Annotated in this window: 28 protein-coding genes; 11 read left to right on the top strand and 17 right to left on the bottom strand. The window is 33.9% G+C overall.

Annotated elements, in window-relative coordinates; translation table 11 throughout:
* Positions 1 to 3: 3 nt before the first annotated feature.
* The 4 genes from E0I26_RS14340 to E0I26_RS14325 all read left to right on the top strand — a co-directional run bounded on the left by E0I26_RS14340 (position 4) and on the right by E0I26_RS14325 (position 3,334).
* Positions 4 to 537, top strand: a complete 534-nt coding sequence (locus tag E0I26_RS14340; protein WP_131917124.1) for a GNAT family N-acetyltransferase — start codon at positions 4 to 6, stop codon at positions 535 to 537.
* Between the two features lie 94 nt (positions 538 to 631).
* A complete protein-coding gene (mltG, locus tag E0I26_RS14335; RefSeq protein WP_131917123.1) occupies positions 632 to 1,672 on the top strand; it encodes an endolytic transglycosylase MltG in 1,041 nt (346 codons plus the stop codon).
* 2 nt (positions 1,673 to 1,674) lie between these two features.
* The gene (locus tag E0I26_RS14330) at positions 1,675 to 2,589 is read left to right on the top strand and encodes a DUF2279 domain-containing protein (RefSeq protein ID WP_131917122.1); all 915 of its coding nucleotides are present in this window, start codon (positions 1,675 to 1,677) and stop codon (positions 2,587 to 2,589) included.
* A gap of 67 nt (positions 2,590 to 2,656) precedes the next feature.
* Positions 2,657 to 3,334, top strand: coding sequence for a peptidoglycan-binding protein LysM (locus E0I26_RS14325; protein WP_317126125.1), 678 nt, complete (start codon positions 2,657 to 2,659; stop codon positions 3,332 to 3,334).
* 69 nt (positions 3,335 to 3,403) lie between these two features.
* On the opposite strand, the gene E0I26_RS14320 is transcribed toward E0I26_RS14325, so the two are convergent.
* The 7 genes from E0I26_RS14320 to udk form a co-directional block, all read right to left on the bottom strand.
* Entirely contained in the window at positions 3,404 to 3,922 is a 519-nt protein-coding gene (locus E0I26_RS14320) for a hypothetical protein (protein ID WP_131917121.1), read from the bottom strand.
* Between the two features lie 338 nt (positions 3,923 to 4,260).
* Positions 4,261 to 6,399: a methylmalonyl-CoA mutase gene (gene scpA, locus E0I26_RS14315; RefSeq protein WP_131917120.1), complete on the bottom strand. Its 2,139-nt coding sequence runs from the start codon at positions 6,397 to 6,399 to the stop codon at positions 4,261 to 4,263.
* A gap of 36 nt (positions 6,400 to 6,435) precedes the next feature.
* Entirely contained in the window at positions 6,436 to 6,732 is a 297-nt protein-coding gene (locus tag E0I26_RS14310) for a type II toxin-antitoxin system RelE/ParE family toxin (protein ID WP_131917119.1), read from the bottom strand.
* Complete coding sequence (locus E0I26_RS14305; protein ID WP_131917118.1) at positions 6,722 to 6,955, bottom strand: hypothetical protein; 234 nt, start codon at positions 6,953 to 6,955, stop codon at positions 6,722 to 6,724. The genes E0I26_RS14310 and E0I26_RS14305 overlap by 11 nt, the downstream gene beginning before the upstream one ends.
* Positions 6,956 to 7,028: 73 nt before the next feature.
* On the bottom strand, positions 7,029 to 8,393 hold the full coding sequence (locus E0I26_RS14300) for a methylmalonyl-CoA mutase subunit beta (protein ID WP_131917117.1): 1,365 nt from the start codon (positions 8,391 to 8,393) through the stop codon (positions 7,029 to 7,031).
* Between the two features lie 117 nt (positions 8,394 to 8,510).
* Entirely contained in the window at positions 8,511 to 8,831 is a 321-nt protein-coding gene (locus E0I26_RS14295; RefSeq protein WP_099714581.1) for an FtsB family cell division protein, read from the bottom strand.
* 139 nt (positions 8,832 to 8,970) lie between these two features.
* Positions 8,971 to 9,579, bottom strand: a complete 609-nt coding sequence (udk, locus tag E0I26_RS14290) for a uridine kinase (RefSeq protein WP_131917116.1) — start codon at positions 9,577 to 9,579, stop codon at positions 8,971 to 8,973.
* 151 nt (positions 9,580 to 9,730) lie between these two features.
* Between udk and E0I26_RS14285 the strand changes: the two genes are divergently transcribed.
* The 4 genes from E0I26_RS14285 (at position 9,731) to E0I26_RS14270 (ending at position 12,142) form a co-directional block, all read left to right on the top strand.
* Positions 9,731 to 10,312, top strand: a complete 582-nt coding sequence (locus tag E0I26_RS14285) for a Crp/Fnr family transcriptional regulator (protein ID WP_131917115.1) — start codon at positions 9,731 to 9,733, stop codon at positions 10,310 to 10,312.
* Positions 10,313 to 10,402: 90 nt separating this feature from the next.
* Positions 10,403 to 11,155 carry a pirin family protein gene (locus E0I26_RS14280; RefSeq protein WP_131917114.1) on the top strand — a complete coding sequence of 251 codons (753 nt, stop codon included), beginning with the start codon at positions 10,403 to 10,405 and terminating at the stop codon, positions 11,153 to 11,155.
* Between the two features lie 74 nt (positions 11,156 to 11,229).
* Complete coding sequence (locus tag E0I26_RS14275) at positions 11,230 to 11,760, top strand: YceI family protein (protein ID WP_131917113.1); 531 nt, start codon at positions 11,230 to 11,232, stop codon at positions 11,758 to 11,760.
* Between the two features lie 70 nt (positions 11,761 to 11,830).
* Positions 11,831 to 12,142, top strand: coding sequence for a response regulator (locus tag E0I26_RS14270; RefSeq protein WP_235831780.1), 312 nt, complete (start codon positions 11,831 to 11,833; stop codon positions 12,140 to 12,142).
* A 57-nt stretch (positions 12,143 to 12,199) separates the two neighbouring features.
* Here the strand turns inward: E0I26_RS14270 and E0I26_RS14265 are convergent, their stop codons facing one another.
* The 6 genes from E0I26_RS14265 to dnaA form a co-directional block, all read right to left on the bottom strand.
* Positions 12,200 to 13,081, bottom strand: a complete 882-nt coding sequence (locus E0I26_RS14265) for an SDR family oxidoreductase (RefSeq protein ID WP_165929457.1) — start codon at positions 13,079 to 13,081, stop codon at positions 12,200 to 12,202.
* A 77-nt stretch (positions 13,082 to 13,158) separates the two neighbouring features.
* Positions 13,159 to 14,286, bottom strand: a complete 1,128-nt coding sequence (locus E0I26_RS14260) for a methionine aminotransferase (protein ID WP_131917111.1) — start codon at positions 14,284 to 14,286, stop codon at positions 13,159 to 13,161.
* 172 nt (positions 14,287 to 14,458) lie between these two features.
* On the bottom strand, positions 14,459 to 14,989 hold the full coding sequence (locus E0I26_RS14255) for a hypothetical protein (RefSeq protein WP_131917110.1): 531 nt from the start codon (positions 14,987 to 14,989) through the stop codon (positions 14,459 to 14,461).
* A gap of 506 nt (positions 14,990 to 15,495) precedes the next feature.
* Positions 15,496 to 16,218, bottom strand: coding sequence for an SAM-dependent methyltransferase (locus E0I26_RS14250; RefSeq protein ID WP_131917109.1), 723 nt, complete (start codon positions 16,216 to 16,218; stop codon positions 15,496 to 15,498).
* A gap of 72 nt (positions 16,219 to 16,290) precedes the next feature.
* Positions 16,291 to 16,758: a low molecular weight protein-tyrosine-phosphatase gene (locus tag E0I26_RS14245; protein WP_131917108.1), complete on the bottom strand. Its 468-nt coding sequence runs from the start codon at positions 16,756 to 16,758 to the stop codon at positions 16,291 to 16,293.
* Positions 16,759 to 16,765: 7 nt separating this feature from the next.
* On the bottom strand, positions 16,766 to 18,193 hold the full coding sequence (gene dnaA, locus E0I26_RS14240; protein WP_035674283.1) for a chromosomal replication initiator protein DnaA: 1,428 nt from the start codon (positions 18,191 to 18,193) through the stop codon (positions 16,766 to 16,768).
* A gap of 184 nt (positions 18,194 to 18,377) precedes the next feature.
* Here dnaA and E0I26_RS14235 point away from each other — a divergent pair, with 184 nt between their 5' ends.
* Positions 18,378 to 18,782 (top strand): acyl-CoA thioesterase, encoded by a 405-nt coding sequence (locus E0I26_RS14235; RefSeq protein ID WP_131917107.1) that lies wholly within the window; start codon positions 18,378 to 18,380, stop codon positions 18,780 to 18,782.
* A 29-nt stretch (positions 18,783 to 18,811) separates the two neighbouring features.
* On the opposite strand, the gene E0I26_RS14230 is transcribed toward E0I26_RS14235, so the two are convergent.
* The 3 genes from E0I26_RS14230 to ribD all read right to left on the bottom strand — a co-directional run bounded on the left by E0I26_RS14230 (position 18,812) and on the right by ribD (position 21,159).
* Positions 18,812 to 19,435: an IMPACT family protein gene (locus tag E0I26_RS14230; protein WP_235831779.1), complete on the bottom strand. Its 624-nt coding sequence runs from the start codon at positions 19,433 to 19,435 to the stop codon at positions 18,812 to 18,814.
* 85 nt (positions 19,436 to 19,520) lie between these two features.
* Positions 19,521 to 20,123, bottom strand: a complete 603-nt coding sequence (locus E0I26_RS14225) for an HAD family hydrolase (protein ID WP_131917106.1) — start codon at positions 20,121 to 20,123, stop codon at positions 19,521 to 19,523.
* Positions 20,116 to 21,159: a bifunctional diaminohydroxyphosphoribosylaminopyrimidine deaminase/5-amino-6-(5-phosphoribosylamino)uracil reductase RibD gene (gene ribD, locus E0I26_RS14220; protein WP_131917105.1), complete on the bottom strand. Its 1,044-nt coding sequence runs from the start codon at positions 21,157 to 21,159 to the stop codon at positions 20,116 to 20,118. Before ribD ends, E0I26_RS14225 begins: the two co-directional genes overlap by 8 nt.
* Before the next feature lie 115 nt (positions 21,160 to 21,274).
* On the opposite strand from ribD, the gene E0I26_RS14215 reads away from it, so the two are divergent.
* Both E0I26_RS14215 and prmC read left to right on the top strand, forming a co-directional pair.
* Complete coding sequence (locus E0I26_RS14215) at positions 21,275 to 21,760, top strand: GNAT family N-acetyltransferase (protein WP_131917104.1); 486 nt, start codon at positions 21,275 to 21,277, stop codon at positions 21,758 to 21,760.
* A 158-nt stretch (positions 21,761 to 21,918) separates the two neighbouring features.
* On the top strand, positions 21,919 to 22,776 hold the full coding sequence (gene prmC, locus E0I26_RS14210; protein ID WP_131917103.1) for a peptide chain release factor N(5)-glutamine methyltransferase: 858 nt from the start codon (positions 21,919 to 21,921) through the stop codon (positions 22,774 to 22,776).
* 10 nt (positions 22,777 to 22,786) lie between these two features.
* Here prmC and E0I26_RS14205 read toward each other — a convergent pair whose 3' ends face one another.
* On the bottom strand, positions 22,787 to 24,031 hold the full coding sequence (locus E0I26_RS14205; protein WP_165929456.1) for an ABC transporter permease: 1,245 nt from the start codon (positions 24,029 to 24,031) through the stop codon (positions 22,787 to 22,789).
* Positions 24,032 to 24,144 lie beyond the last annotated feature (113 nt).

Genomic DNA, 24,144 nt, shown 5'->3' with positions numbered 1-24,144 from the left:
TAAATGAAAACATTAAAAGGCGACAACATCTATATTCGTGCATTAGAACCCAATGATCTGGAGTTTGTTTATGCCATAGAAAACGACCAGAGCATTTGGGAAGTCAGTAATACGCATACGCCTTACAGCCGGTTTTTAGTCAAACAGTATTTAGAAAATGCCCATCAGGATATTTATGAAGCCAAGCAATTGCGATTGGCTATTTGTCAAGATCAGGATTTTCCAGCCTTGGGTTTAATCGATTTATTTGATTTTGATCCAAAGAATAATAGGGCAGGAGTAGGTATCGTTATCCAAGACAACGAAAACCGAAAACAGAATATTGGTTCAGAAGCTTTAGGGTTATTAATCGAATATGCTTTTTGTAATCTTAATTTACACCAATTATATGCAAATATAGGGACCGAAAATGAAGCTAGTAAAGCTCTTTTTGCTAAATTTGGATTCGAAATGATAGGTGTAAAAAAAGATTGGACCTTTGTGAACGGCGTTTATAAAGACGAAGCTATTTTTCAATTAATCAATACTAAATTTTAAATTTTTTAGTTTTGAATCATTACCATTTCAAAATCAAATAAATAGGAATAATGGTCGTATCATGATTCCACAAAAAAAACAAATAATACCACCTATGAATATTAAGAAAATTATCACCATTGCTTCTGTTGTTTTAATATCAATATTAATGATTTACGGATTAATACTATTGAAACAGATTTTTTCTGCCAACACAAAATTTACGGATAAAGAAGTTTATATCTACGTTCCAACCGATTCTAAATACGAAGATGTGAAGAAGATAATCGCACCGTACATAGAGAATATGGATCGTTTTGAAATGGTGGCGAATAAAAGAGGCTATTCTGATAATGTAATTCCTGGTCGTTTTCTATTTACAAAAGGGATGAACAGTTATGAATTGGTAAAAACCTTAAGACTTAATTCGCCTGTGGAATTGGCTTTCAATAATCAGGAACGTGTGGAGAATTTGGCTGGACGTGTAGGTTCTCAAATAGAAGCCGACAGTTTATCATTATTGACTTCGTTTAAAGATTCTATTTTCTTGAAAGAAAACGGGTTCGATGAAGAGAATGTTTTGGTGATGTTTATTCCTAATACGTATGAGATTTATTGGAACACCACGGCTGAAAAGTTCCGCGATAAAATGATCAAGGAATACCGTAATTTTTGGAATAAAGAAAGAGTTGCCAAAGCGCAAAAACAAGGATTAACTCCAATTGGAGCAACGATTCTGGCTTCAATCGTTCATAAAGAATCCGTTAAAAAAGACGAGAGACCTAGAATTGCAGGTGTGTATTTGAATCGTTTAAGAGCGGAAATGCCATTGCAAGCTGATCCAACCGTTATTTTTGCGATGAAAAAGAAATCGAATGATTTTGACCAAGTCATCAAAAGGGTTTTTTACAATGATTTGACGATGAGTCATCCCTACAATACGTATATGAATGTAGGACTTCCTCCTGGGCCTATCGCTATGCCTGATATTACAGCATTAGAAGCTGTTTTAGATCCTGAGAAAAATAATTTTATTTACTTCTGCGCCAGTGTGGAGCGTTTTGGATACCACGAGTTTGCAGCTACATTAGAGGAACACAATAAAAACGCCAAAAAATATTCGGATTGGATCAACAGTCAAGGCGTAAAAAGATAGTTTTGGGATTTAAAATATTCCTTATATTTTTACTCTTAATTGGATTTCAAATTGGCCATTCACAAAATAAATCGGATAGTTTCTTTAAACCATCCGATTCTTTACATATAAAAAGACAAAACACAGTTATCATTTCGGAAGCTGTTTTGGCTACGGGAACTTTAATAGGTTTAAACCAAGTTTGGTACACCGATTATCCCAAATCTGATTTTCATTTTATAAATGACAATTCGGAGTGGCTTCAAATGGATAAAGCTGGTCATGTATTTTCTTCGTATCATTTGGGTCGGTTTGGTGCCGAAATGCTACAATGGAGTGGTGCCAATAAAAAGAATCAAATGCTGTACGGAGCGGGCTTAGGCTTTGCATTTTTAACTGCAGTTGAGGTTTTAGATGGATATTCCTCTGAATGGGGCGCTTCATTAGGAGATGTTGTTGCTAATGCTTCCGGGACAGCTTTGTATGTTTCACAAGAATTAATATGGAAGGAACAGCGTATTACCCCTAAATTTTCTTTTCATACTACAAAATATGCCGGCTACAGACCAGAGGTTTTAGGAAGTTCATTTACAGAGCAAATTCTAAAAGACTATAATGGACAAACCTATTGGCTTTCGGTCAATTTACATTCTTTTGCCAAAGGCTCAAAAATACCAAAATGGCTCAACTTGGCTTTGGGTTATGGGGCTGATGGTATGATAACTGGAAATAAAGAAGATACTCCCCCCGTTTTAACTTCGAATCCACAAAGATTCAGACAATTTTACCTGAGTTTGGATGTCGATTTGACAAAAATCAAGACCAAATCCCATTTTTTAAAGACCGTTTTTTCCGTTCTTAATACCGTTAAGATTCCTGCACCTACAATTGAATTTGTGCACTTAAACGATATAAAATACCACTTAATCTATTTTTAGAAAACTTTAACTGCTTGATTATCAGTATAATTATTTTTGTTGTATCTTTGCGCATAGAAATTTCTCAATGGGACAGCGTTTAGAAGAAAAACAATTTATGATAAAGAAGTGGTATTTTTACACTAGTCTGACTGTAATTACAGTTTTTTTAAGCTCAGGTTTTAAACCGTTTAACTTAGAAACCAGCCCTTGGTTTCTTATCAATGAAGAAGAGGGAACACACTACTTATTTCCTTCTGAAAAGCAAGAAGATTACATCAATTTGAACATCCCTTTTACCGGAAATTTTTTCGTTGGTTTTAAGGAAGCAATCGGATACAGAGAATCTGAAAGTAAATATAAAAAAATCAATTCTTTAGGATATTTAGGCAAATACCAATTTGGTATTGAGACCTTAAAGTCTGTTGGAGTTCGGAATAGTTCTACTTTTTTAAATAGTCCTGAGTTACAGGAAAAAGCATTTATCGCACTTTTGGCTAAAAATAAATGGGAGCTGAAAAAGGAAATTGAAAAATACGAAGGAACAATACTCAACGGAATACATGTTACTGAATCTGGGATTTTAGCTGCCGCTCATCTTGGTGGTGCAGGATCAGTAAAAAAGTACTTTAAAAATAAGGGTAAGCGTTATTTTAGAGATGCTTACGGAACTTCTATACGAACTTATATGAAGCTATTTGGCGGTTATGATACTTCGTCTATTGTTGCTGATGGTAATGCAAACGTAAAAAACATACAGATCTAATAGTCAAAAATAAAATAAAAAAGGCTGTCTGAATTATTTTTGGCAGCCTTTTTTTTATTCTAAATCGAATTATTTCGCTTTAAGAATTTCCCCATTGGGACGCACCACTAATTTCATGGTTTCCTTATCTTTTTTGATTTTAATATTATATTGTTTTTTGATTATATCTCCTTCTTCTTGTGAATAAAGAAAGCTGTCATTTACAATTGACCAACCGGGATATGTTCTGTAAATAGAATAGATAACCTCACTGGGAAGTTTTACGTTTTTGAATTCTTCCACAACGCGTATTAATTTTCCGTTTTCATTATAAGTAGCGGTCAAAGAGCCGTTTTTTACTTCCATCACTACAAGGTATTCTTCAAACCCTTCAGCATCTTTACCTAAATCAAAGGCGATAAATTTTTCTTCTACAGTTCTTACTCTTTGGTCAGGATTATTATCAGGAATATAAACAGAAAAATCTGATCCAACTCTTTTAATAACCACACCGGGTAATTCTTCGATTTTAATTTTACCTTTCTGAGTTTCTTGGGAATATGATGCTATAGTAGTACATAAGAAAAGTAAAATAATAAGAGATTTCATGATATTTAGTTTTAAATTAATAAATGAGTTTCTATTATTCCAATAAACAAATAAATCATAAGGCATATCGTTTTACTTCCCCTTCTTTAGATTTAACTGTCTATTTGTCAATGTTTTGAAATTTATATTTTTAAAAAACAAATAAATATGCTTATGTAAATTTAGCTTTTTAATTTAGTTTTTAGCGTTAATTTATACCATAAGTTATGTTAATAAAATCAGTTAAATTGCCTCTTTTTTAATAGGAATAGTATATTTTTAATCTGTAAAATAAAACAAAAAAGCACCAATCTTTTGATTAGTGCTTTAGATAGAATTGACAATTATGGTGTCCTTTTTTATTCGAAACTTTCTATTAAAATTTCTAATATTTTAATGGCCGCTTCACTGATTTTTGTTCCGGGTCCAAATACGGCAACTGCACCGGCATCAAACAAAAATTGGTAATCTTGTGCAGGAATTACTCCGCCTACAACCACCATAATATCTTCTCGGCCGTATTTTTTCAGCTCTTCAATTACTTGCGGTACAAGGGTTTTGTGCCCTGCCGCAAGAGAGGAAACCCCCAAAATGTGAACGTCGTTTTCTACTGCTTGTTTGGCAGCTTCGGCTGGTGTTTGAAAAAGTGGGCCAATGTCTACATCAAAACCTACATCGGCATAACCGGTAGCCACAACTTTTGCGCCACGATCGTGCCCGTCTTGTCCCATTTTGGCAATCATTATTCGAGGTCGGCGTCCTTCTTTTTTAGCAAATTCATCTGCTAATTGTTTTGCTTTTTCAAAACTTTTGTCGTCTTTTATTTCTTTACTATACACACCGCTAAAGGATTTAATTTGTGCTTTGTATCTTCCAAAAACCGCTTCCAGTGCATCGCTGATTTCTCCTAATGTTGTTCGGTTTCTAGCGGCCTCAATGGCAATTTCCAGTAAATTGCCTTCTCCTGTTTGAGCACAAAGGGTTAGTTTTCTTAGTGAATTCTGGACTTTTTCTGTATCTCTGGTTGCTTTTATTCGGTCTAATTGTTCCAATTGTTGCTTGCGAACCATTTGGTTATCCACATCCAGAATCTGTAAAGGATCTTCTTTTTCTAATCGGTATTGATTTACACCCACAATAATATCCTGACCGCTGTCAATCCTAGCTTGTTTTCTGGCTGCCGCTTCCTCGATTCTAAGTTTCGGAATTCCAGATTCAATTGCTTTGGTCATTCCGCCCAGTTCTTCCACTTCTTCAATAAGCTTCCAAGCATTTTCGGCAATTTCATTCGTCAAGCTTTCTACATAATAACTGCCGGCCCAAGGATCAACGGTTTTGGTGATTTTAGTTTCTTCTTGTAAATAAAGCTGTGTGTTTCTGGCAATTCTTGCAGAGAAATCCGTTGGTAAAGCTATGGCTTCATCCAAAGCATTGGTATGCAAAGATTGTGTTCCCCCAAAAGCGGCTGCGGCTGCTTCAATACAGGTTCGAGCCACATTGTTAAAAGGATCCTGCTCTGTTAAACTCCAACCCGAAGTTTGACAATGGGTTCGTAATGCTAAAGATTTATCGTCTTTTGGTTCGAATTGTTTCACCAGTTTTGCCCATATCATTCTACCGGCACGCATTTTGGCAATTTCCATAAAATGGTTCATTCCAATCGCCCAGAAAAAAGATAATCTTGGAGCAAACTCATCAATTTTCATTCCGGTTGCTAATCCAGTTCTAATGTATTCCAATCCATCAGCCAGAGTGTAAGCTAATTCAATATCAGCAGTGGCTCCCGCTTCTTGCATGTGATATCCTGAAATAGATATCGAGTTAAATTTTGGCATTTTTTTGCTGGTGAATTCAAAAATATCAGCAATGATTTTCATCGAAGGAGTTGGCGGATAAATATACGTATTACGCACCATGAATTCTTTCAGAATGTCATTTTGTATCGTCCCGGAAAGCAACTCAGGTTTTACGCCTTGTTCTTCGGCGGCGACAATATAGAAAGCCATAATAGGTAAAACAGCGCCATTCATCGTCATGGAAACTGACATTTCATCCAACGGAATTTGGTCGAATAATACTTTCATGTCTTCCACGGAGTCAATAGCAACTCCCGCTTTTCCGACATCGCCTACTACACGTTCATGATCGGAATCATAGCCGCGATGTGTAGGTAAATCAAAAGCGATGGAAAGTCCTTTTTGACCCGCAGCCAGGTTTCTTCTGTAAAAAGCATTGCTTTCTTCGGCAGTCGAAAATCCTGCATATTGGCGTACGGTCCAAGGTCGGCGAACGTACATTGTTGCATAAGGCCCGCGTAAATTAGGTGCAAAACCAGCTCCAAAATCAAGATGGGTAAGATTTTCAATGTCATGTTCCGAATACGTTGGTTTTAGTTCGATTCCCTCTGCGGTAAGAAATGCATCAGCCAGAGAATTTTCATTCTCCACTTTCAACGGCGTACTTTCTAATTTTATATGTTGTAAATCTTTTCTTTTCATTTGTTTTAGCACAAAGATTATAGTTTTTTGAAATTTTTAATTCCTTTCAATCCATATTTCAGTATTTCTTGATGTATGAAAAATAGCTTTAATTACAATTTTGTTATTGTAACTATTGAAATGAATTAAGTATGGAAAATTTTCAATCAAAGCCACTCTGGTATTGTCATATCTTATTTGAAACAGTAGCGGATTTAACTTAATTATTTTTAAACTTTCTCTAAAAGACTTGGTGAACCTTTCTCCTAGTTTAGGCTGAATGCTTTTGTACCAATCCAAAGTTGTTTTGAAATCAAGTTTAGCTTCCTCTACAATTACAATTTTATATTTCACCGTCAATTTCTTTTAGAAAATCTTCAATGTCTTGAGCTGAAGAAGGATTTTTAAGATATTTCTCAGTTCTTTCTCTAACTTGGTCCATTTGCCATTGAGGGATTTCCACATTATTCGATTTAGGAAGAATAATCACTTCTACTTCATCAGCATTAAAATCATCGGGCAGTGTGATATTTATTTTGTGATTTTTCACCTTAACGATTTGTCTTATGGCTTCCATTATTTTGTTTTTTTAGTAAAGTAAATATACTCTTTTTCAATGGTATTAATTCAAAATAGCTAACCCTGGCTGACTACTCTTTCTCCAATCTTTCCTGTTCTATTTTTTCTGCCAGACGTTTTTCGATTATTGGTGTAATCAATGTTTTTCTTGGTTTGACTTTTACAAAAGGGAACAGTTCTAAATCATGTTTCATCTTATCCTGTTTGTTGGGATGTTTGTTTGTTCCCAATAAAATTTCTTTACCGTTGTCAAATAATGCTTGAGCCGTATCAGCACTTTCCTGAATTTTCCTTTTGATGATTCCATCATTAAGTTGTTTCAGGAAACCGCCATTTGCCTCAATATCTTTGAATAAAGCCAACGATTTTTCAGCTAATTGATTGGTGAGATTTTCGATATAATAACTGCCGTCAGCCGGATTATTAACTTTGTCAAAATAACTTTCGTTTTTGAGAATCAATAATTGGTTTCGGGAAATTCGATCCCCAAATTCATTGTCTTTGTGATACAACGCATCGTAAGGTAAATTGGCAACTGCATCAGCTCCGCCAATAATTGCACTCATACATTCGGTTGTGGTACGCAACATGTTTACGTTATAATCGAATAATGTTTTGTTTCGTTTTGTAGGCGAAACGATGATGTTGCAATCTAAGTTGTGGTTGTATTCTTTGGCAATCAGATTAAAAAGTAATCGCAAAGCGCGCAGTTTTGCAATTTCAAAAAAGTAATTTGTCCCAACGGCAACTTCAAAAACAATAGGTTTATTTATGGCTTCAATTCTATTAAAATATTCATTGGCATGTCCTAAACTATAGGCAATTTGCTGCACCATGTTGGCTCCGGCATTTTGATATAATGATGCATTGATACTTATTAAAGATACAGATGTTGCTGCTGCCGAAAGTAAATTCAGTGTTTCGAAATTATTTTTTTCTTTGGTTGTAAACCAGTTTCCGTCTTTGGCTAATTGCCCAATCGGATCCAGATTACAGAAAATAGGAGTATTGTTTTTCTTTGCAAAAGCATCAATTTTTTTGACGAAATCGATTGAGATAAAACTCAAATGAAAGTAAACGGTAACTTTTTCTAAAGGTAATTTCTCCAGTAGATTGGTAACATCGATAGATTCGTTTTCTATTGTAAAACGAAGGCTGTCAGCACCGCGACTCAAGGAATCTAATGCTCTTTCGATTGATTTTTCAATATCATAAACAAATATGTTTTGACAAATTCTGAAATCTGTAGCTTTTGTATTTACCGAAAAAGCTTTTGAGAACTCATCTTTGTGATAAAAAGGTTTTACTTGGATATCTTCGGGAGAATTCCAAACTAAGGTTTCATTATAATCAGCTCCATTGAGTTCAAATTGGATTTTTTGTTTCCATTGTTTGGAGGAAATGGGATTGAAATCATCGAAAAGATTTGTTGTCATTTTGTTTATGGTTTTCCTAATCCCAGCCTTCTCCTAAGGAAAGTGAGCCGAAACTTGGTGTTTTATTTTCAATAATCACTATTAATTTTATACTCCTTTCCCTTTAGGGATGGGATTTTATTTTTCAATCGTGTCGCCTTCGAATTCAATGATATAAATATCTTCGCTATCTTTTTTCATATAGTATTTTTCTCGGGCGTATTTTTCTATCTGTTCTGAGTTTTTTAATTGCTTGATATTCTCTTGGTCTTTTTTTATTTCTTCCTTATAATAATTTGCATTGTCTTCCAATTCGTTGATTTGTTTGTCTAAAACACGATGTCCGAAATAGGAATAGTTATCCAGAAAAATCATCCAAGTAGCAAAAAATAACAAGACCCAGACATATTTGTTACTTAAAAATTTAAACCAAGGTTTGTCTTTGTACGGATTTGTCATTTTTTATTTTTTTTAGCCCCGATTACAGTGAAAATCCTTTTAGTAGGTGATGATGACGAAGGAAGATTCACATCCTAAAAGATTGAAACGGAAAGCGGGAATAGCTCCTAATAATTATTACACTAAAATTACAACTAAATTATAGAATTTTTTGATTTATTACCGCACGAACTACATCAATGGCGACCGTATTGTATTTGTCGTTTGGTATGATGATGTCTGCAAATGCTTTGGTTGGTTCTATAAACTGTTCGTGCATTGGCTTTAATGTTGTTTGGTATCTGTTGATTACTTCATGCATATCGCGGCCACGTTCAGCGATATCGCGTTTCATACGTCGGATTAATCGTTCGTCAGAATCAGCATGAACGTATATTTTTACATCAAATAATTCCCTTAATTCGGGATTTGCCAAAATTAAAATCCCTTCCACAATCATCACTTTTCGGGGATGTGTGAAAACGGTATCGTCCGTTCTATTGTGCGTTACAAACGAATAAACGGGTTGATTAATGTTGTTTCCTTCTTTTAATTCTTTAAGGTGAGTTACCAATAATTCGAAATCAATGGCACGCGGATGATCAAAATTAATTAATGCTCTTTCATCAAATGACAGTCCGTGATTTTCTTTGTAATATGAGTCTTGCGAAATAATTCCTACTTCGGTTTCTGGTAATTCATTCATAATTTGATGTACAACGGTTGTTTTTCCGCTTCCTGTACCACCTGCAATTCCTATAATGAGCATAATTTTTTTGTTATGTATTTTATCCTGACAAAAATAGGAATTTAATTGGGAGTGGATTTTATTTTTTGAGGAAATCTTGCTAATTTAATATATTTATTGGTGGTTATTAATTGACATTTTTTTCTATCTTTAGTTTCTAAAACTGACTGCTTTGTATTCACAAATCAATAAAAACATAAGCCGCTATGTCACTTTTAAGCCAGAAGAATTAGAAATTTTCAATTCTTTATTGGAATATAAATCCGTTCCTAAGAAAACGATTTTACTTCATGAAGGCGAGATGTGCAATTTTGAAGCTTTTGTTATCAAAGGTTGTGTCCGGAAATATTATATTGATGCCAATGGTTTTGAAGTCATTTTACAATTTGCCATCGAAAATGCCTGGGTGAGCGATATTTCTTTTAGTATTTACGAAGATAAACCGAGTCGGGTATATATCGAAACATTGGAAGATTGTGAATTTTTTATGTTTAGTCCAGACACAAAAGAAGAATTATTTGCCAAAGCACCCAAGTTTGAACGCGCTTTCCGGATCCTAATGCAACGCAATCTGGCGGTTACTCAAGAGCGCTTATTTAATACTATTTCTAAAACTGCCACGGAGAAATATCTCGAGTTTCTCGACCATTATCCCACACTTTCACAGCGCGTTGCCCAGCATTACATTGCTTCTTATTTGGGTATTTCTGCTGAGTTTTTAAGTAAAATAAGAACCAAAATCGCTAAACACTAAATTCTCGGTATTTTTCATTTCTTGTCCTAGTTCAATGCATGCGCTTTTTTTTTGACGCAACTTTGTACCACAATATTAAAGAACACGACAATGGAAAATACAGATAAAATAATAGACGGAGCAATTACGCATTCCATTTTGCATAAAGCAAATACCCGTGGTCATGCCAATCACGGTTGGTTAGAATCGTATCATACTTTTAGTTTTGCGAATTATCAAAATCCGGAGCGTATGAATTTTGGCGTGCTGCGCGTTCTGAATGATGACAGAGTCAATCAGGGAATGGGTTTTGGGAAACATCCGCATGATAATATGGAAATTATTTCCATTCCGCTCGAAGGTGATTTAGAACACCAAGACAGTATGGGAAATACTACCGTAATCAAAGAAGGCGATATTCAAGCGATGAGTGCTGGTACCGGAATTTTTCACAGCGAGTACAATAAAAACAAAGATCAGTTGGTTAAATTTTTGCAGATTTGGATTTATCCAAATCAGAAAAATGTAACGCCTCGTTATGACCAAATCACTTTAGATTTAAATGATCGTCACAATAAATTACAGCAAATTTTATCTCCAAATCCAGAAGATGAAGGGGTTTGGATTCATCAAGATGCTTGGTTCCATATTGGGAAGTTTGATAACGATTTTTCTACTTCTTATGAATTGAAAAAACCGGGAAATGGAATCTATGCTTTTGTTTTAAAAGGGGATTTCACCATAGGGAACATCGCTTTAAATGAACGTGACGGATTAGGAATTTGGGAAACGAATAGTATTAAAATTACCGCTGATTCAGCTAATGCCGAAATCCTATTAATGGAAGTACCGATGAGCGTGTAAGGTAATTTCAATGGCAATTTCAATGGCAATTTCAATGATAATAAATAATAACAATTTAAATAAAAAATAAGACTATGTCAACAACAAAATGGGTAATTGACCCAACGCACTCTGAAATTGGTTTTAAAGTGAAACACATGATGTTCACTACTATTTCAGGTAAATTTTCAAAATTCGATGCAATGATTGAATCAGAAGACAACGATTTTGAAAATGCTAAAATTGAATTTACCGGAGCAATTGATTCCATAACAACAGGAAATGCAGATAGAGACACTCATTTATTGAGTCCGGATTTTTTTGATGCTGCACAATTTCCAGAAATTAAATTTAGCGCTACTTCTTTTACCAAAATTAATGAAGGTGAATATGAATTGGTTGGTGATTTAACCTTACACGGCGTTACAAAATCGGTAAAATTAGCTGCAGAATATGGAGGATTAATGAAAGATCCATGGGGAAATACTAAAATGGCACTTTCATTAGAAGGAAAAATCAACAGAAAAGATTGGGGATTAAACTGGAATTCTGCTCTTGAAACAGGTGGTGTTTTAGTAAGCGAAGAAGTTCGTTTGAATATCGAATTGCAATTTTTGCAACAATAATTTAAAGTAAACAAACACAGATCTCAAAGAATAATTTCTTTTGAGGTTTGTGTTTTTTAAAAGTAGAATGATGGAAACCATAAATATTTTATACATAGGAAGACATCTGGAAATTTTGGCAACTGTAGTCCGATTAATAAATGCAAACGAGAATTGGAATGGAGTAGGCGTTATGAATGATGAGGAAGCGAAGGATATTTTTCTAAAAAAAGATTTTTCCCTTGTATTGTTGGGTTCCGGAATTCAGGAAGAAAGTGAAACTAATTTATGCGCTTTTTTCAATAAACAGAATCCAAATATAAGTATTGTTCAGCATTATGGCGGTGGAAGCGGCTTGCTGAAAAGTGAAATTCTACTCGCCTTGGAGAATAATAAAAATTAGCAGAAACAAAAAGAGAGCCATGTGAATGACTCTCTTTTATATTTTATATAAAAACTATTATTTATTCTTCTTTGCTTTGATCATCATTTCCAACTGATCCCAAAGTTCTTCGGGAATAGCTTCCAGAATATTAAATTGTCCGGCGCCTTTCAGCCATTCGCCACCGTCAATAACAACGACTTCGCCATTTACATACGCAGAAAAATCAGAAACTAAATAAGCCGCTAAATTGGCCAATTCCTGGTGATCTCCTACACGTTTTAACGGTACTTTTTTAGCCATATCAAATTTTTCGGCTAAATCTCCTGGTAATAATCGGTCCCACGCGCCTTTAGTAGGGAATGGTCCCGGTGCAATTGCATTAGAACGAATTCCGTATTTTGCCCATTCTACTGCAAGACTTCGTGTCATGGCCAAAACGCCAGCTTTTGCAGTTGCGCTAGGTACCACATAAGCAGAACCCGTCCAAGCGTAAGTCGTTACGATATTTAAGATGGTAGATGATTTTTGTTTGGTGTCAATCCAATGTTTTCCAAAAGCAAGTGTACAGTTTTTGGTCCCTTTTAAAACAATATCAATTACAGTATCAAAAGCATTGGCAGATAATCTTTCGGTTGGAGAAATGAAATTTCCGGCAGCATTATTCAGTAAAACATCTACTTTTCCAAAAGCTTTTAACACTTCCTGGAGCATATTTTCCACTTCTTCATAATGACGCACATCACATTGAATCGGAAGACATTTTCCACCTGTTTCAGTTTCCAGTTCTGCAGCAGTGTTTTTTAGTTTTTCTAAATCTCTGGAAGTGATGGCAACTTGTGCACCTAATTCCAAGAAATATTTAGTCATTGCTTTTCCTAAACCGCTTCCGCCCCCGGTTACGACAATCACTTTACCTTTCAGGGCATCGTCACGTAACATTTTATCTGTATAACTCATATTTTTGATATTTTTTTATTGTAAATATAATAAATTAAATAGTATGCATGCATAATAAAAAAACAAAATCGTTTCTTTTAAATAACACACAATCTTTTAGCGGCTTCTTCCAGTGTCGCATTGTCTTTGGCAAAACAGAAACGTATTAATTTGAGGTCTTTTCCATCGGCATAAAAAGTAGAAATAGGAATTGCAGCCACGCCATGTTCAATAATGAGGCGTTTGCAAAAATCAACATCATTCTCATTTGATATAGCTGCATAAGAAGCCACCTGAAAATAAGTTCCCTCGCAAGGCATGAGTTCGAACCGACTATTTTTTAATAATTGTCTAAAGTAATCCCGTTTTTCCTGATATAATTTCCCGATTTCAGCAATAGAAACGATGTCTAGATACTCGCTAATAGCAATTTGAGAAATACTATTTACGCTAAAAACTAAAAACTGATGTACTTTTTTGATTTCCTCTATTAAGTATTCCGGCGCTACCAGATAGCCTACTTTCCATCCTGTTACGTGGAATGATTTTCCGAAAGAGGAAACCATTACACTACGATTTAATAGTTTCTCGCGTGTATGAGCCGAAATATGTTTCTCTTCGAAAGTGATGTATTCATAGACTTCATCAGAAAGAAGTACAATATCCGGATATTTTTCCAACAGGATTTCCAAGGCTTCAAAATCGGATTCCGTTAAAATCTTCCCCGTTGGATTATGCGGATTATTAATGATAATCATTTTGGTTTTAGCAGAACACGCTTTTTCGATAATTTCCCAATTTGGAGTATAATCATCGTTTAGTGCCACTCGAACCGGATTTGCGTTGCACAATAATACGGGTGCTTCATAGCAATCATAACTTGGATCTAAGATAATTACGTCATCATTATTTTTTACTAAAGCCGTGATAGTGGTGAAAATGGCTTGGGTCGCTCCGGCGGTAACTAACAATTCAGTTTCAGGATGAACAGTTCTTCTGTAGGAATTATTAACTAGTGTCGCTATTTTTGATAATAATGGCGCGTAGCCGGACATTGGTGTGTATTGATGAACATTTTCTTTCGCCAGTTTGGCAATTATATCAGTCAATCTTTCGTCAACAGGAAAGTTTGGAAAACCTTGTGAAAGATTGATGGCGTTATATTCAGCTGCCATTTTTGACATAACCGTAAAAATACTGGTGCTGATATTTGGTAGTTTACTCATTAAAAATAACATTGATTACTTTTATAAAAGTACTGGTTTTATCCTAATTTTAATTTTTTACGGACTGATAATTTCAAAAATTTAAGTTCTTACCTTTCTTATTTATTTGCTAAATCGTATTCTAAAAAAAAGCTACCAATTCGGTAGCTTTTCCTTTATGGTTATTAATAGTTTAATTTTCTTTAACAATTTCACCATCTGGTTTGACAATTAATTTACGAACTTCATTGCCTTTTTTTATTTTAAGATTGTACTCTTTTTTAATGATATCACCTTCTTTTTGAGAATATAAATACTTGTCATTTACAATCTGCCAACCTGGATATGTTTTGTAAATGGAATAAATTACACTATTTGGAAGTTTTATATTTTTATAATTTTCAATCACACTAGTCAATTTACCATTTTCATTATATGTCGCAGTCAGTGATCCTTTACTGGTTTCCATAATTACCAAATAATTTTCAAATCCTTCATAATCTCTCCCTAAATCATAGGCAATGAATTTTTCTTCAAGTGCTCTTACGCTTTTATCAGGGTTTCTATCAGGTAGGTATATGGAAAAATCTTTACCGGCACTTTTAATTACAACTCCTGGTAAATTTACCATTTTAATATTCCCTTGCCCTGAATCAATTATTTTATCCTGAGAATAAATGGTACTTATGCTTAAAAAAAATAAAACAATTATATATGATTTCATGATGTTTATTTTTGAATTAATGATTTGATACATAATACATTAATGATTACAATAATTAGTAAGGCTTAATTCATTTCTTCCCCTTTTTGTTTTTTGCAATTTATTTAAATCATTATAATTCATAACATCAGTAGTTTTATTTTTTTGAATTTTGAATCAAAAAACGACTGTGGGCAGTAGTAAAATTACCTTTTTTTCATAGGTGCACGGGTTAATTTTTTTGTAAATAATGTTAATGTAAACAGGGATTTTGTTCGAATTTTTTAGCAGGAAAATCCATTTGCTATATCGAAGAAATAAAGAAGTATTTGCTATTTCGAAATAAAAAAGAACTTTTTGGTAAGTAATTCTTTAGTTTATTTAATAGACAGCAGGAAGCCTTCCAAAAAGTTTAATTTTGAAATGAAATTGTAGCGCTAAAAAAGAAGTATTTCAGGTTTTTTTTGATAGCGATTGACTCCTAAATATGATTTTGAATTCGGTTTTAAAGTCAAAAATCAGAAATATTACATTTTGTGAATGATGAAAATAGTAGGGCGGTTGTGTAAATCCACTTTTGTTTTTTTCCAATCAGAAGCTCGCATGGTTTTGATATATTCTGTAGGTAAAGTAATATCGGTTGCAATACAAAGATGAGTTGCGGGATTAATAGCCTGTAAAATATCTTCCAGCATTTTATTATTTCGATACGGAGTCTCTATGAAAATTTGAGATTGGTTTTTGTCCTGAGATAATTTTTCCAAATTTTTCAGGGCTGTCTTTTTTTCTCCTTTTTCAATAGGCAAGTAGCCATTAAACGTAAAACTTTGTCCATTCATTCCGGAAGCCATCATAGCCAAAAGAATAGAAGAAGGCCCAACTAACGGTACAACTTGTATTCCTTTTTCATGTGCCAATTTTACAATAACAGCACCGGGATCAGCAACACCAGGACAACCAGCTTCGCTCATTAATCCCATGTTTTTCCCTTCTAATAAAGGTTTTATGAAATCTAAATGCTCTTTGGTTTCGGTATGCTTGTTTAATACAAAAAGTTTTAGCTCCGATTGTTTCTTTTCAGGATTTACACCTTTAATGGATTTTCGGGCTGTTTTTTCGTTTTCAACAATATAATAATCTATAAAATCAATACTTCTTTTTACGGTTTGAGGCAACACATCCATTGGATCGCAATCGCCCATTGTAGTAGGGATTAAGTATAGTTTTCCTAATAAAGTAGTTGTTTGCATTGCTGTAGTTTTACGTTTCTAGAGTAAATTTCTGTTGATTTTTTCTTGTGAAAAAGATTTTAATTCCAAAAACTATTGATGTTTGTCTATTAATTTTTTTGCAATTATATCGCAAACTTCATCAAGCATGTTATAAACTATTTCAAATCCATTGGGTAAACCAAAATACGGATCCGGAACATCTACTTTTTCGTTGGGAAATAATTCATTTAAAATTAGTTGTACTTTTTGTTTTTGTTCTTGGGTTTCGGCAAGCTGAATTACATCATCATAATTAGAATTATCCATTACATAGATGTAGTCAAATGAATCGAAATCAGATTTACTGAATTGTCTTCCTTTTTGATCTGAAATACTTATTTTGTTTTTTTTTGCTACAGCAATGGATCGATCATCCGGAGTATGGCCAACGTGCCAAGGACCAGTTCCTGCTGAATCAACTTTGAATTTATTTTTTGGGAGCTTTGAGGCTAATATGCCTTCGGCTAAGGGTGATCGACAAATATTGCCCAAACAGACCATTAAAATTTTCACGGACATGATGCGTTTACAGCGTTAATTTTTTATTGATATCTTCAACAAATTTCTTGAATTGTTTGTCGGTAGCAACTAAATTATCAACGGTTTTACATGCGTGTAATACGGTAGCGTGATCTCTGTCCCCAATTTGAGAACCAATATTTGCTAAAGATGCTTTTGTGAATTTTTTTGCAAAAAACATTGCCAATTGTCTGGCTTGAACAACGTGCCTTTTTCTGGTTTTTGATTGCAATGTTTCTAAATCCAATTGGAAGTAATCCGAAACAATTTTTTGAATGTAATCGATAGAAATTTCTCGTTTTACATTTTTAACAAATTTTTCAACAACACTTTTAGCAAGTTCCAGCGTAACTTCTTTTTTATTGAATGAAGATTGTGCAATCAAGGAAATGATGGCTCCTTCCAGTTCTCTTACATTCGATTTGATGTTACGGGCAACATATTCTATTATTTCTTCAGGGATTTCAACACCATCTCTGTATAATATATTTTTTAGGATAGAAATTCTGGTTTCATAATCCGGTTGGTGCAATTCAGCAGACAATCCCCATTTGAAACGAGATAATAATCGTTGTTCAATATCTTGCATGTCAACTGGCGCCTTGTCAGATGTCAAGATTACCTGTTTGCCATTTTGATGTAAATAATTGAAAATATGGAAGAAAACATCCTGAGTTCCAGATTTTCCGGAAAGGAACTGAACATCATCAATAATTAAAACATCAATTAATTGATAGAAATGTATGAAATCATTTCGGTTGTTTTTCTTTACCGAGTCAATATATTGTTGCGTGAAAATCTCCGCTGAAATGTATAAAACAGTTTTTTCCGGGTATTTGTCTTTTATTTCCACACCAATAGCATGTGCTAAGTGTGTTTTTCCTAGACCAACTCCTCCAAAAATCAACAACGGATTAAAGGAAGTTCCACCAGGTTTATTGGCAACAGCCATACCTGCAGAACGGGCTAATCTATTAGAATCTCCTTCTAAAAAATTATCAAAACTGTAATTTGCATTCAGTTGAGATTCGATTTTTAAATTTCGGATTCCCGGAATTACAAATGGATTTTTTAATTCTGGGTTTAAGTTTTTGAATGGAGCATCAACTTCTTGAGGCTTCATAGGAACTCTATTGGCACTTGGCAATTGCTCCGTAAACGGTTGTTTGTTGCCATAAGTGTTTTCCATTCTAATTTTATAAAGTAACTTAGCGTTTTTTCCAAGTTCTTTGGTAAGTGCCACTTTTAGTAATTTTACATAGTGTTCTTCTAACCATTCGTAGAAAAATTTACTTGGAACTTGAATATATAATGCGTTATCGGTTAGCTCAACTGATTTGATTGGTTCGAACCAAGTTTTGTAAGCTTGATCCTGAATGTTGTCTTTTATAAAAGACAAACAGTTTTCCCATACTGATTGAGCAGTTTTGTTCATATATTCTGTTAAATTATTTTTAATTGGTAATTGTTATCTTACAAAAAAAAAGATGTTTTCTTATTATTTATCGGGGTAACAAATATGTGAACAAATTTCTGTAAAAAAAAATATATTGGACAATAATTTTCCAAATTATTGTTGTAAGGAGCTTTTTAAATTTAAAAATTTTAATACATAATTAATGAAAGATCATCAAATAGAAGTTAGGGTACGCTACTCTGAAACAGATCAAATGGGCGTTGTATATCACGGAAATTATATCCCTTATTTTGAGATAGGAAGGGTGGAATGGCTTAGAGACAAAGGGATTTCGTATAAAAGCATGGAGGAAAGTGGGATTGCGCTTCCTATTGTTTCCATGAATGTAAATTATAAAAAATCAGCTCGCTATGATGAGTTGCTTACGGTTCACACTGTTTTCAAAAGTCAGAGTTCTGTGAAGATAGAATTTGATTGCGCTATTTATAATGACTCTGATGAGTTATTAACAACTGCCCAATTTATTTTAGTTTTTGTGTCCTTAAAAACAGGTCGTCCTACCGCTCCACCAGATTATATTTTAGAACTCTTAAAAACAATAGAATAAATTATAAAAAAAGCAATTTTTAGTAGAAATTAGAGTCGTTTTATATCGATTTCAAACATTGAATTAAATATGTCGAATACCATTTCGGCATTTTTTTTTCGGGTTTTTAGCTCTATTTTTCCCATTGGAAGTGCTGAAATTTCATTTATTTCCATTTCTTGACTTACAATTTCCAGCTTTTTTTCCTTAATTACCCGCATTACTTTATTCATGTTTTTATAATCAAATGTGATTGTAAAATGAATATCTATCGTTTTTTCGACAATTTCACAGGTCTCAAGAACCATTTGTGCGGTCGTTTTATAAGCAGAGATTAATCCTCCAACACCTAATTTTACACCACCAAATATTCGGACTACAATAATAAGTATATTGGTTACCGAAAAAGACTGAATTTGTCCATAAATAGGCATTCCTGCGCTATTACTGGGTTCGCCATCATCATTAGCTCTGTAAGTTACCGTATCAGCACCTATTTGGTACGCATAACAAAAATGTCCTGCATTGGGGTGTTGTTTTCGTAAGGTTTCGATTAGTGGTTTTACTTCCTCTTCCGATTGAATTGGAAATGCATAACCAAAAAATTTACTGTTTTTTTCTTTGAGTAATACTTCTTCAGAGGGAAATTCAATAGTGTTGTAGGTGTCTTTCAAGTTTAATGGCAATTTCAAAAATCAATTTCAATTTCAAAAGGTCATTGTCATTGCTATTATCATTGATTTTTTTAAATTATTTGTTTTAAATTATTTTTTTGTCAAATAAATGAACAACATCTTCTTTCCCCACTTGTAGATTCCAAACTTGAAATCCTAATGCAAGTGCCGCATCTGTATTTTCTTTTTTGTCATCAATAAATAAAGTGCGTTTTGGAGTTAACTCATGTTGTTTTACCAAGTAATTGAAAATTTCGGCTTCGGGTTTTCGCATGCCTAACTCAAAGGAAAAATAAACTCTTTCAAAACATTGATAAAATTCTCTGTAAAAAGTTATTCCGGCTTTGTGCTGAAATCTATCGATGTGGATTGAATCCGTATTGCTTAACAAAAACAAACGGTATTTTTGCGAAAGCATTTGCAAAAATTCAAGTCTGTACAATGGAAAATCCAATAAAATGGTATTCCATGCATTCCTGATCTCATCTATTGAAGCTTTAGGCATATGTTTCTGGAAGCCTTCAATGAATTGAAGTTCAGAAATTTTTCCTTTTTCAAATGATAGGTTGAGCTCATCTAAATCCTCAGTCCATTCTTTTAAACCTAATTTAGAAAACTCGACAATAGGAGCTTCTTTGTCTAAATTGATAAAAATATCTCCAAAATCAAAAATTATAGTATTAATCATAGTTTCTAGATAGTATTAATTCATCATTACCAATCGATTGCTTTTTGAACTGGTTTTTATCTAGTATTGGGGCTTTAATTCCTTCCTTAAATTGTGCGTTTCCAACAAATATCCTAGCTTCGTCCCAAAGATTGGCATCAATAAATGTCTGTAAAGTTTGTCGTCCTCCTTCAATAATAATGGATTGAATTTGATGTTGATATAGCGATTGTATTATTTGGGTTGCTATATTTTGTTCAAAATCAATATACTCAAAGATACTATTTTCTTTTTTAATAGGTTGTTTTGATTTAGAAAATAGGATTGTTTTTGCTTGATTGTCAAATATATGATTGTCTTCAGGAATGCGATTGTTTTGGTCTAAAACTACTCTAATCGGGTTGTTTCCTGACCAATCCCGTGCATTCAATTTTGGGTTATCATCAATGGCAGTTTTAGTTCCCACCAGAATGGCTTGCTCCTCAGTTCGCCATTTATGTACCAATTGTCTCGAATACCGATTTGTAATCCAGACGGGTTTCTTTTCTGATTTTTCCTTTGGCGCGATAAAACCATCTTGGCTTTCGGCCCATTTCAAAATAATATAAGGTCTTTTCTTTTCGTGAAATGTAAAGAACCTTTTATTAAGTTCATTGCATTCCTCTTCAAGAATACCTACTGTAACATGTATTCCGGCTTCCATTAGTTTTTTGATTCCGTTTCCTGCTACTTTTACATTGGGGTCAATAGTCCCAATAACGACATTTGGAATTTTATTCTTAATAATCAAATCACAACAAGGCGGCGTTTTGCCAAAATGACTACACGGTTCTAAACTCACATAAATAGTCGCTTTTTTTAACAACGATTTGTCTTTTACAGAATTCACAGCGTTTACCTCGGCGTGTGGTTCTCCCGATTTTTTATGCCAGCCTTCGCCAATGATTTTGTCTTCATAAACAATGACACTGCCTACCAAAGGATTTGGATACGTTGTTCCCAAACCATTTTTGGCTAATTCGATGCATCGTCGGATGTATTTTTCATGTATTTTCACAACACAAAAGTAGTTATTTTGGGTTTAGCCCCGAAACTTCGGGATTAGTTTTGAAACTTTCTAAAATAACACTAAACAATTTCTACTTTTGCATATAAAATTAGTTTTTGAGAAAATGGAAAATTACAGCATTAGAAAAATAAAAAAAGAGGACAATCAAGCGGTTGCTGCATTGATAAGAGCAGTTTTTGACGAATTAAATATTCCAAAAGTTGGAACAGCTTATGAAGATCCATATTTGGATTTAATGTTTGAAGAATATAATAAACCTAAATCAGTTTATTATGTTGTAGAAAAGGATGGAAAAATTATTGGTTCTGCCGGTGTTGCGCCACTTGAAAATGAAGCTAAAACCATCTGTGAACTTCAAAAAATGTATTTTCTACCGGAAACCAGAGGTGTTGGAATAGGAAGCCAAATGATGGCCAAGTGTTTACAAAGTGCTAAAGAGTTTGGTTTTGAAAAATGCTATTTGGAAACAATGCCTTTTATGCTTGATGCTCAAAAACTGTACAAAAAAGTAGGTTTTGAAAACATTTGTTCTCCAATGGGAAACACTGGGCATACCAGTTGTCCTGTTTGGATGTTGAAGGATTTATAAAAAAATAGCAACTTATAAAAACACTTGGAATGCCATCTACTATTGAAAAGATAGTCTCAAGAAATTAAATATTTATTTTTGACCTGAGAATACATTAATAAACAAAGAGATTTAGAGAATAAAGAATGGTTTTTAAGTAAACAATTCAAATAAGAAAAATGAAAATAAAAGAATACAGAACCCAATTTATTCAAGAACTGACTCCAATTTATGATGCTGGAGAATCGGAGAGTTTTTTCTATTTAATTTTAGAAGAAAAACATAAACTGAAAAGAATCGATTTGGCTTTGAATCCTGATTTGGTTTTTTCGGAAGCGGAAATTGTAGTTTGGAATTCGATTTTGGAACAGTTGAAACAGGAAATTCCAGTACAATATCTTTTAGGAAAAACGAGTTTTTATGGATTGGATTTTGAAGTCAATGAGAACGTTTTAATTCCAAGATCCGAAACCGAGGAATTGGTTGATTGGATTATATCTAATAATCTAGTAATCCAAGAGTCTAATAATCTAAGGATTCTGGACATTGGAACCGGAAGCGGTTGTATCGCCATTTCATTGGCTAAAAATATTCCTAATGCCACAGTTTTTGCAATTGATGTTTCTGAAAAGGCCTTGGCTACAGCCAAAACAAACGCAGAAAATAATTCCGTGAATGTTACTTTTATCAATCAAAACATTCTTGAAACGGAAGATTTACAGCAACAATTTGATATTATTGTTTCTAATCCGCCTTATGTTCGCAATTTAGAAAAAGAGGAAATCAAGAAAAATGTATTGGACAATGAACCGCATTTGGCACTTTTTGTAGAAGACAATGACGCATTAATTTTTTATAAAAAAATAGCCGAATTGGCTTTGGAAAACCTATCTGAAAACGGACAGTTGTATTTTGAAATCAATCAGTATTTAGGAAAAGAAATGGTTGATTTACTTGAAAAAATGAATTTTAAAAACATCGAATTGCGAAAAGATATTTACGGGAATGACAGGATGATTAAATGTACTGAATACTGATTACTGCAATCTACTCATATCGCAATGCCTCAATCGGATCCAGTTTCGCCGCTTTTACAGCTGGATATAAACCGGAAACGATTGCCACGATAAAACTGGTTATAAACGCGGACATAATGGCGCCCCACGGAATTACAAAATCGAAACTCATTGCAGTTGCAATACCAAAACCAATTAAGATTCCAAAAATTATACCGACTAATCCGCCTAATTGACCAATAAGTAAAGTTTCGATAAAAAACTGAAAAGCAATCGTCGTTTTTTTGGCTCCCAAGGCTTTTCGAACCCCTATTTCCCTTGTGCGTTCCGTTACCGAAACAATCATAATATTCATCAAGGCAATCGAAGATCCAAGAACGGTGATGATGCCGATAAGCCAAGATGCAAGCCCCAGATATTGTGTGATTCCAAGGATTTTGTTGATGAGGTCATCACTGCGAACCACTCCGAAATTATTGTCTTTTACCGGGCTTAATTTACGAACCCGGCGCATAGTACTTGTCGCGTTGTCTATTGCCTTATCTAAAAATTCTTTTTTAGAAACCATGACGCTCATGGTGTAATTTATGTTTGGTGCTGTAAACAAGGAACGTGCCACTTGAATAGGTATTAAAATCCTTAAATCTTGACTGTTCCCAAAGGTTGATCCTTTCTCTTTTAGGACTCCAATAACTTTAAATTTGGCTCCTCGAATCGAGAGTGTTTTATCAATAGGATTTACATCTTTTAATAATTCTTTTTCAAAATCAGAACCTACAATACACACATAAGCATTGTTATCGATGTCAAATCCCGTAAAATTACGTCCGGAGCTGATTTCTAATCCGGAGTTGGTGACAAAAAATTCATCGACACCAACAACCGTATTTTCGGGGTCCGTTTTAGAAGATTCATATTTTACTTCGGCAGCAGTAGTTGCGGTAAAAGAAAGCGAAGTTTCAGTAAAAGGATATTTGTATTTATTTTTAAAAGCGACCGCTTCAGGGTAAGAAATGATTGGATTTATTATTTCTCTTTCTCCGCCACCGCGATTTCGAGTTGTGTTTTCGTATTGATTGATATTAAAGGTATTGGCTCCCATTGATGCGAAATCAGAGGAAATAGTGTTTTCCAAAGCAGAAACAACAGTAAGAATACTAACTAAAGCCGTGATGCCAATAGCGATAATCAACACGGTAAGAACGGTTCTCAACAATTGTGTTCTGATGGAACCGAATGCAATTCGAATATTTTCTTTGAATAATTTTAACATCATAGCAGTTTGACACGAAAATACAATTTTTGTTACAAATTTCCTTTTCAAAAATCCTAATTTATTTTTTAGGAGCTATTTCCAGCTTTCCGCTACAACCTGTCAGTGAAAATAAT

It is taken from the genome of Flavobacterium rhamnosiphilum (assembly GCF_004349195.1).
Classification (GTDB): domain Bacteria; phylum Bacteroidota; class Bacteroidia; order Flavobacteriales; family Flavobacteriaceae; genus Flavobacterium; species Flavobacterium rhamnosiphilum.
This window is presented reverse-complemented; position numbering and strand designations above follow the sequence as displayed.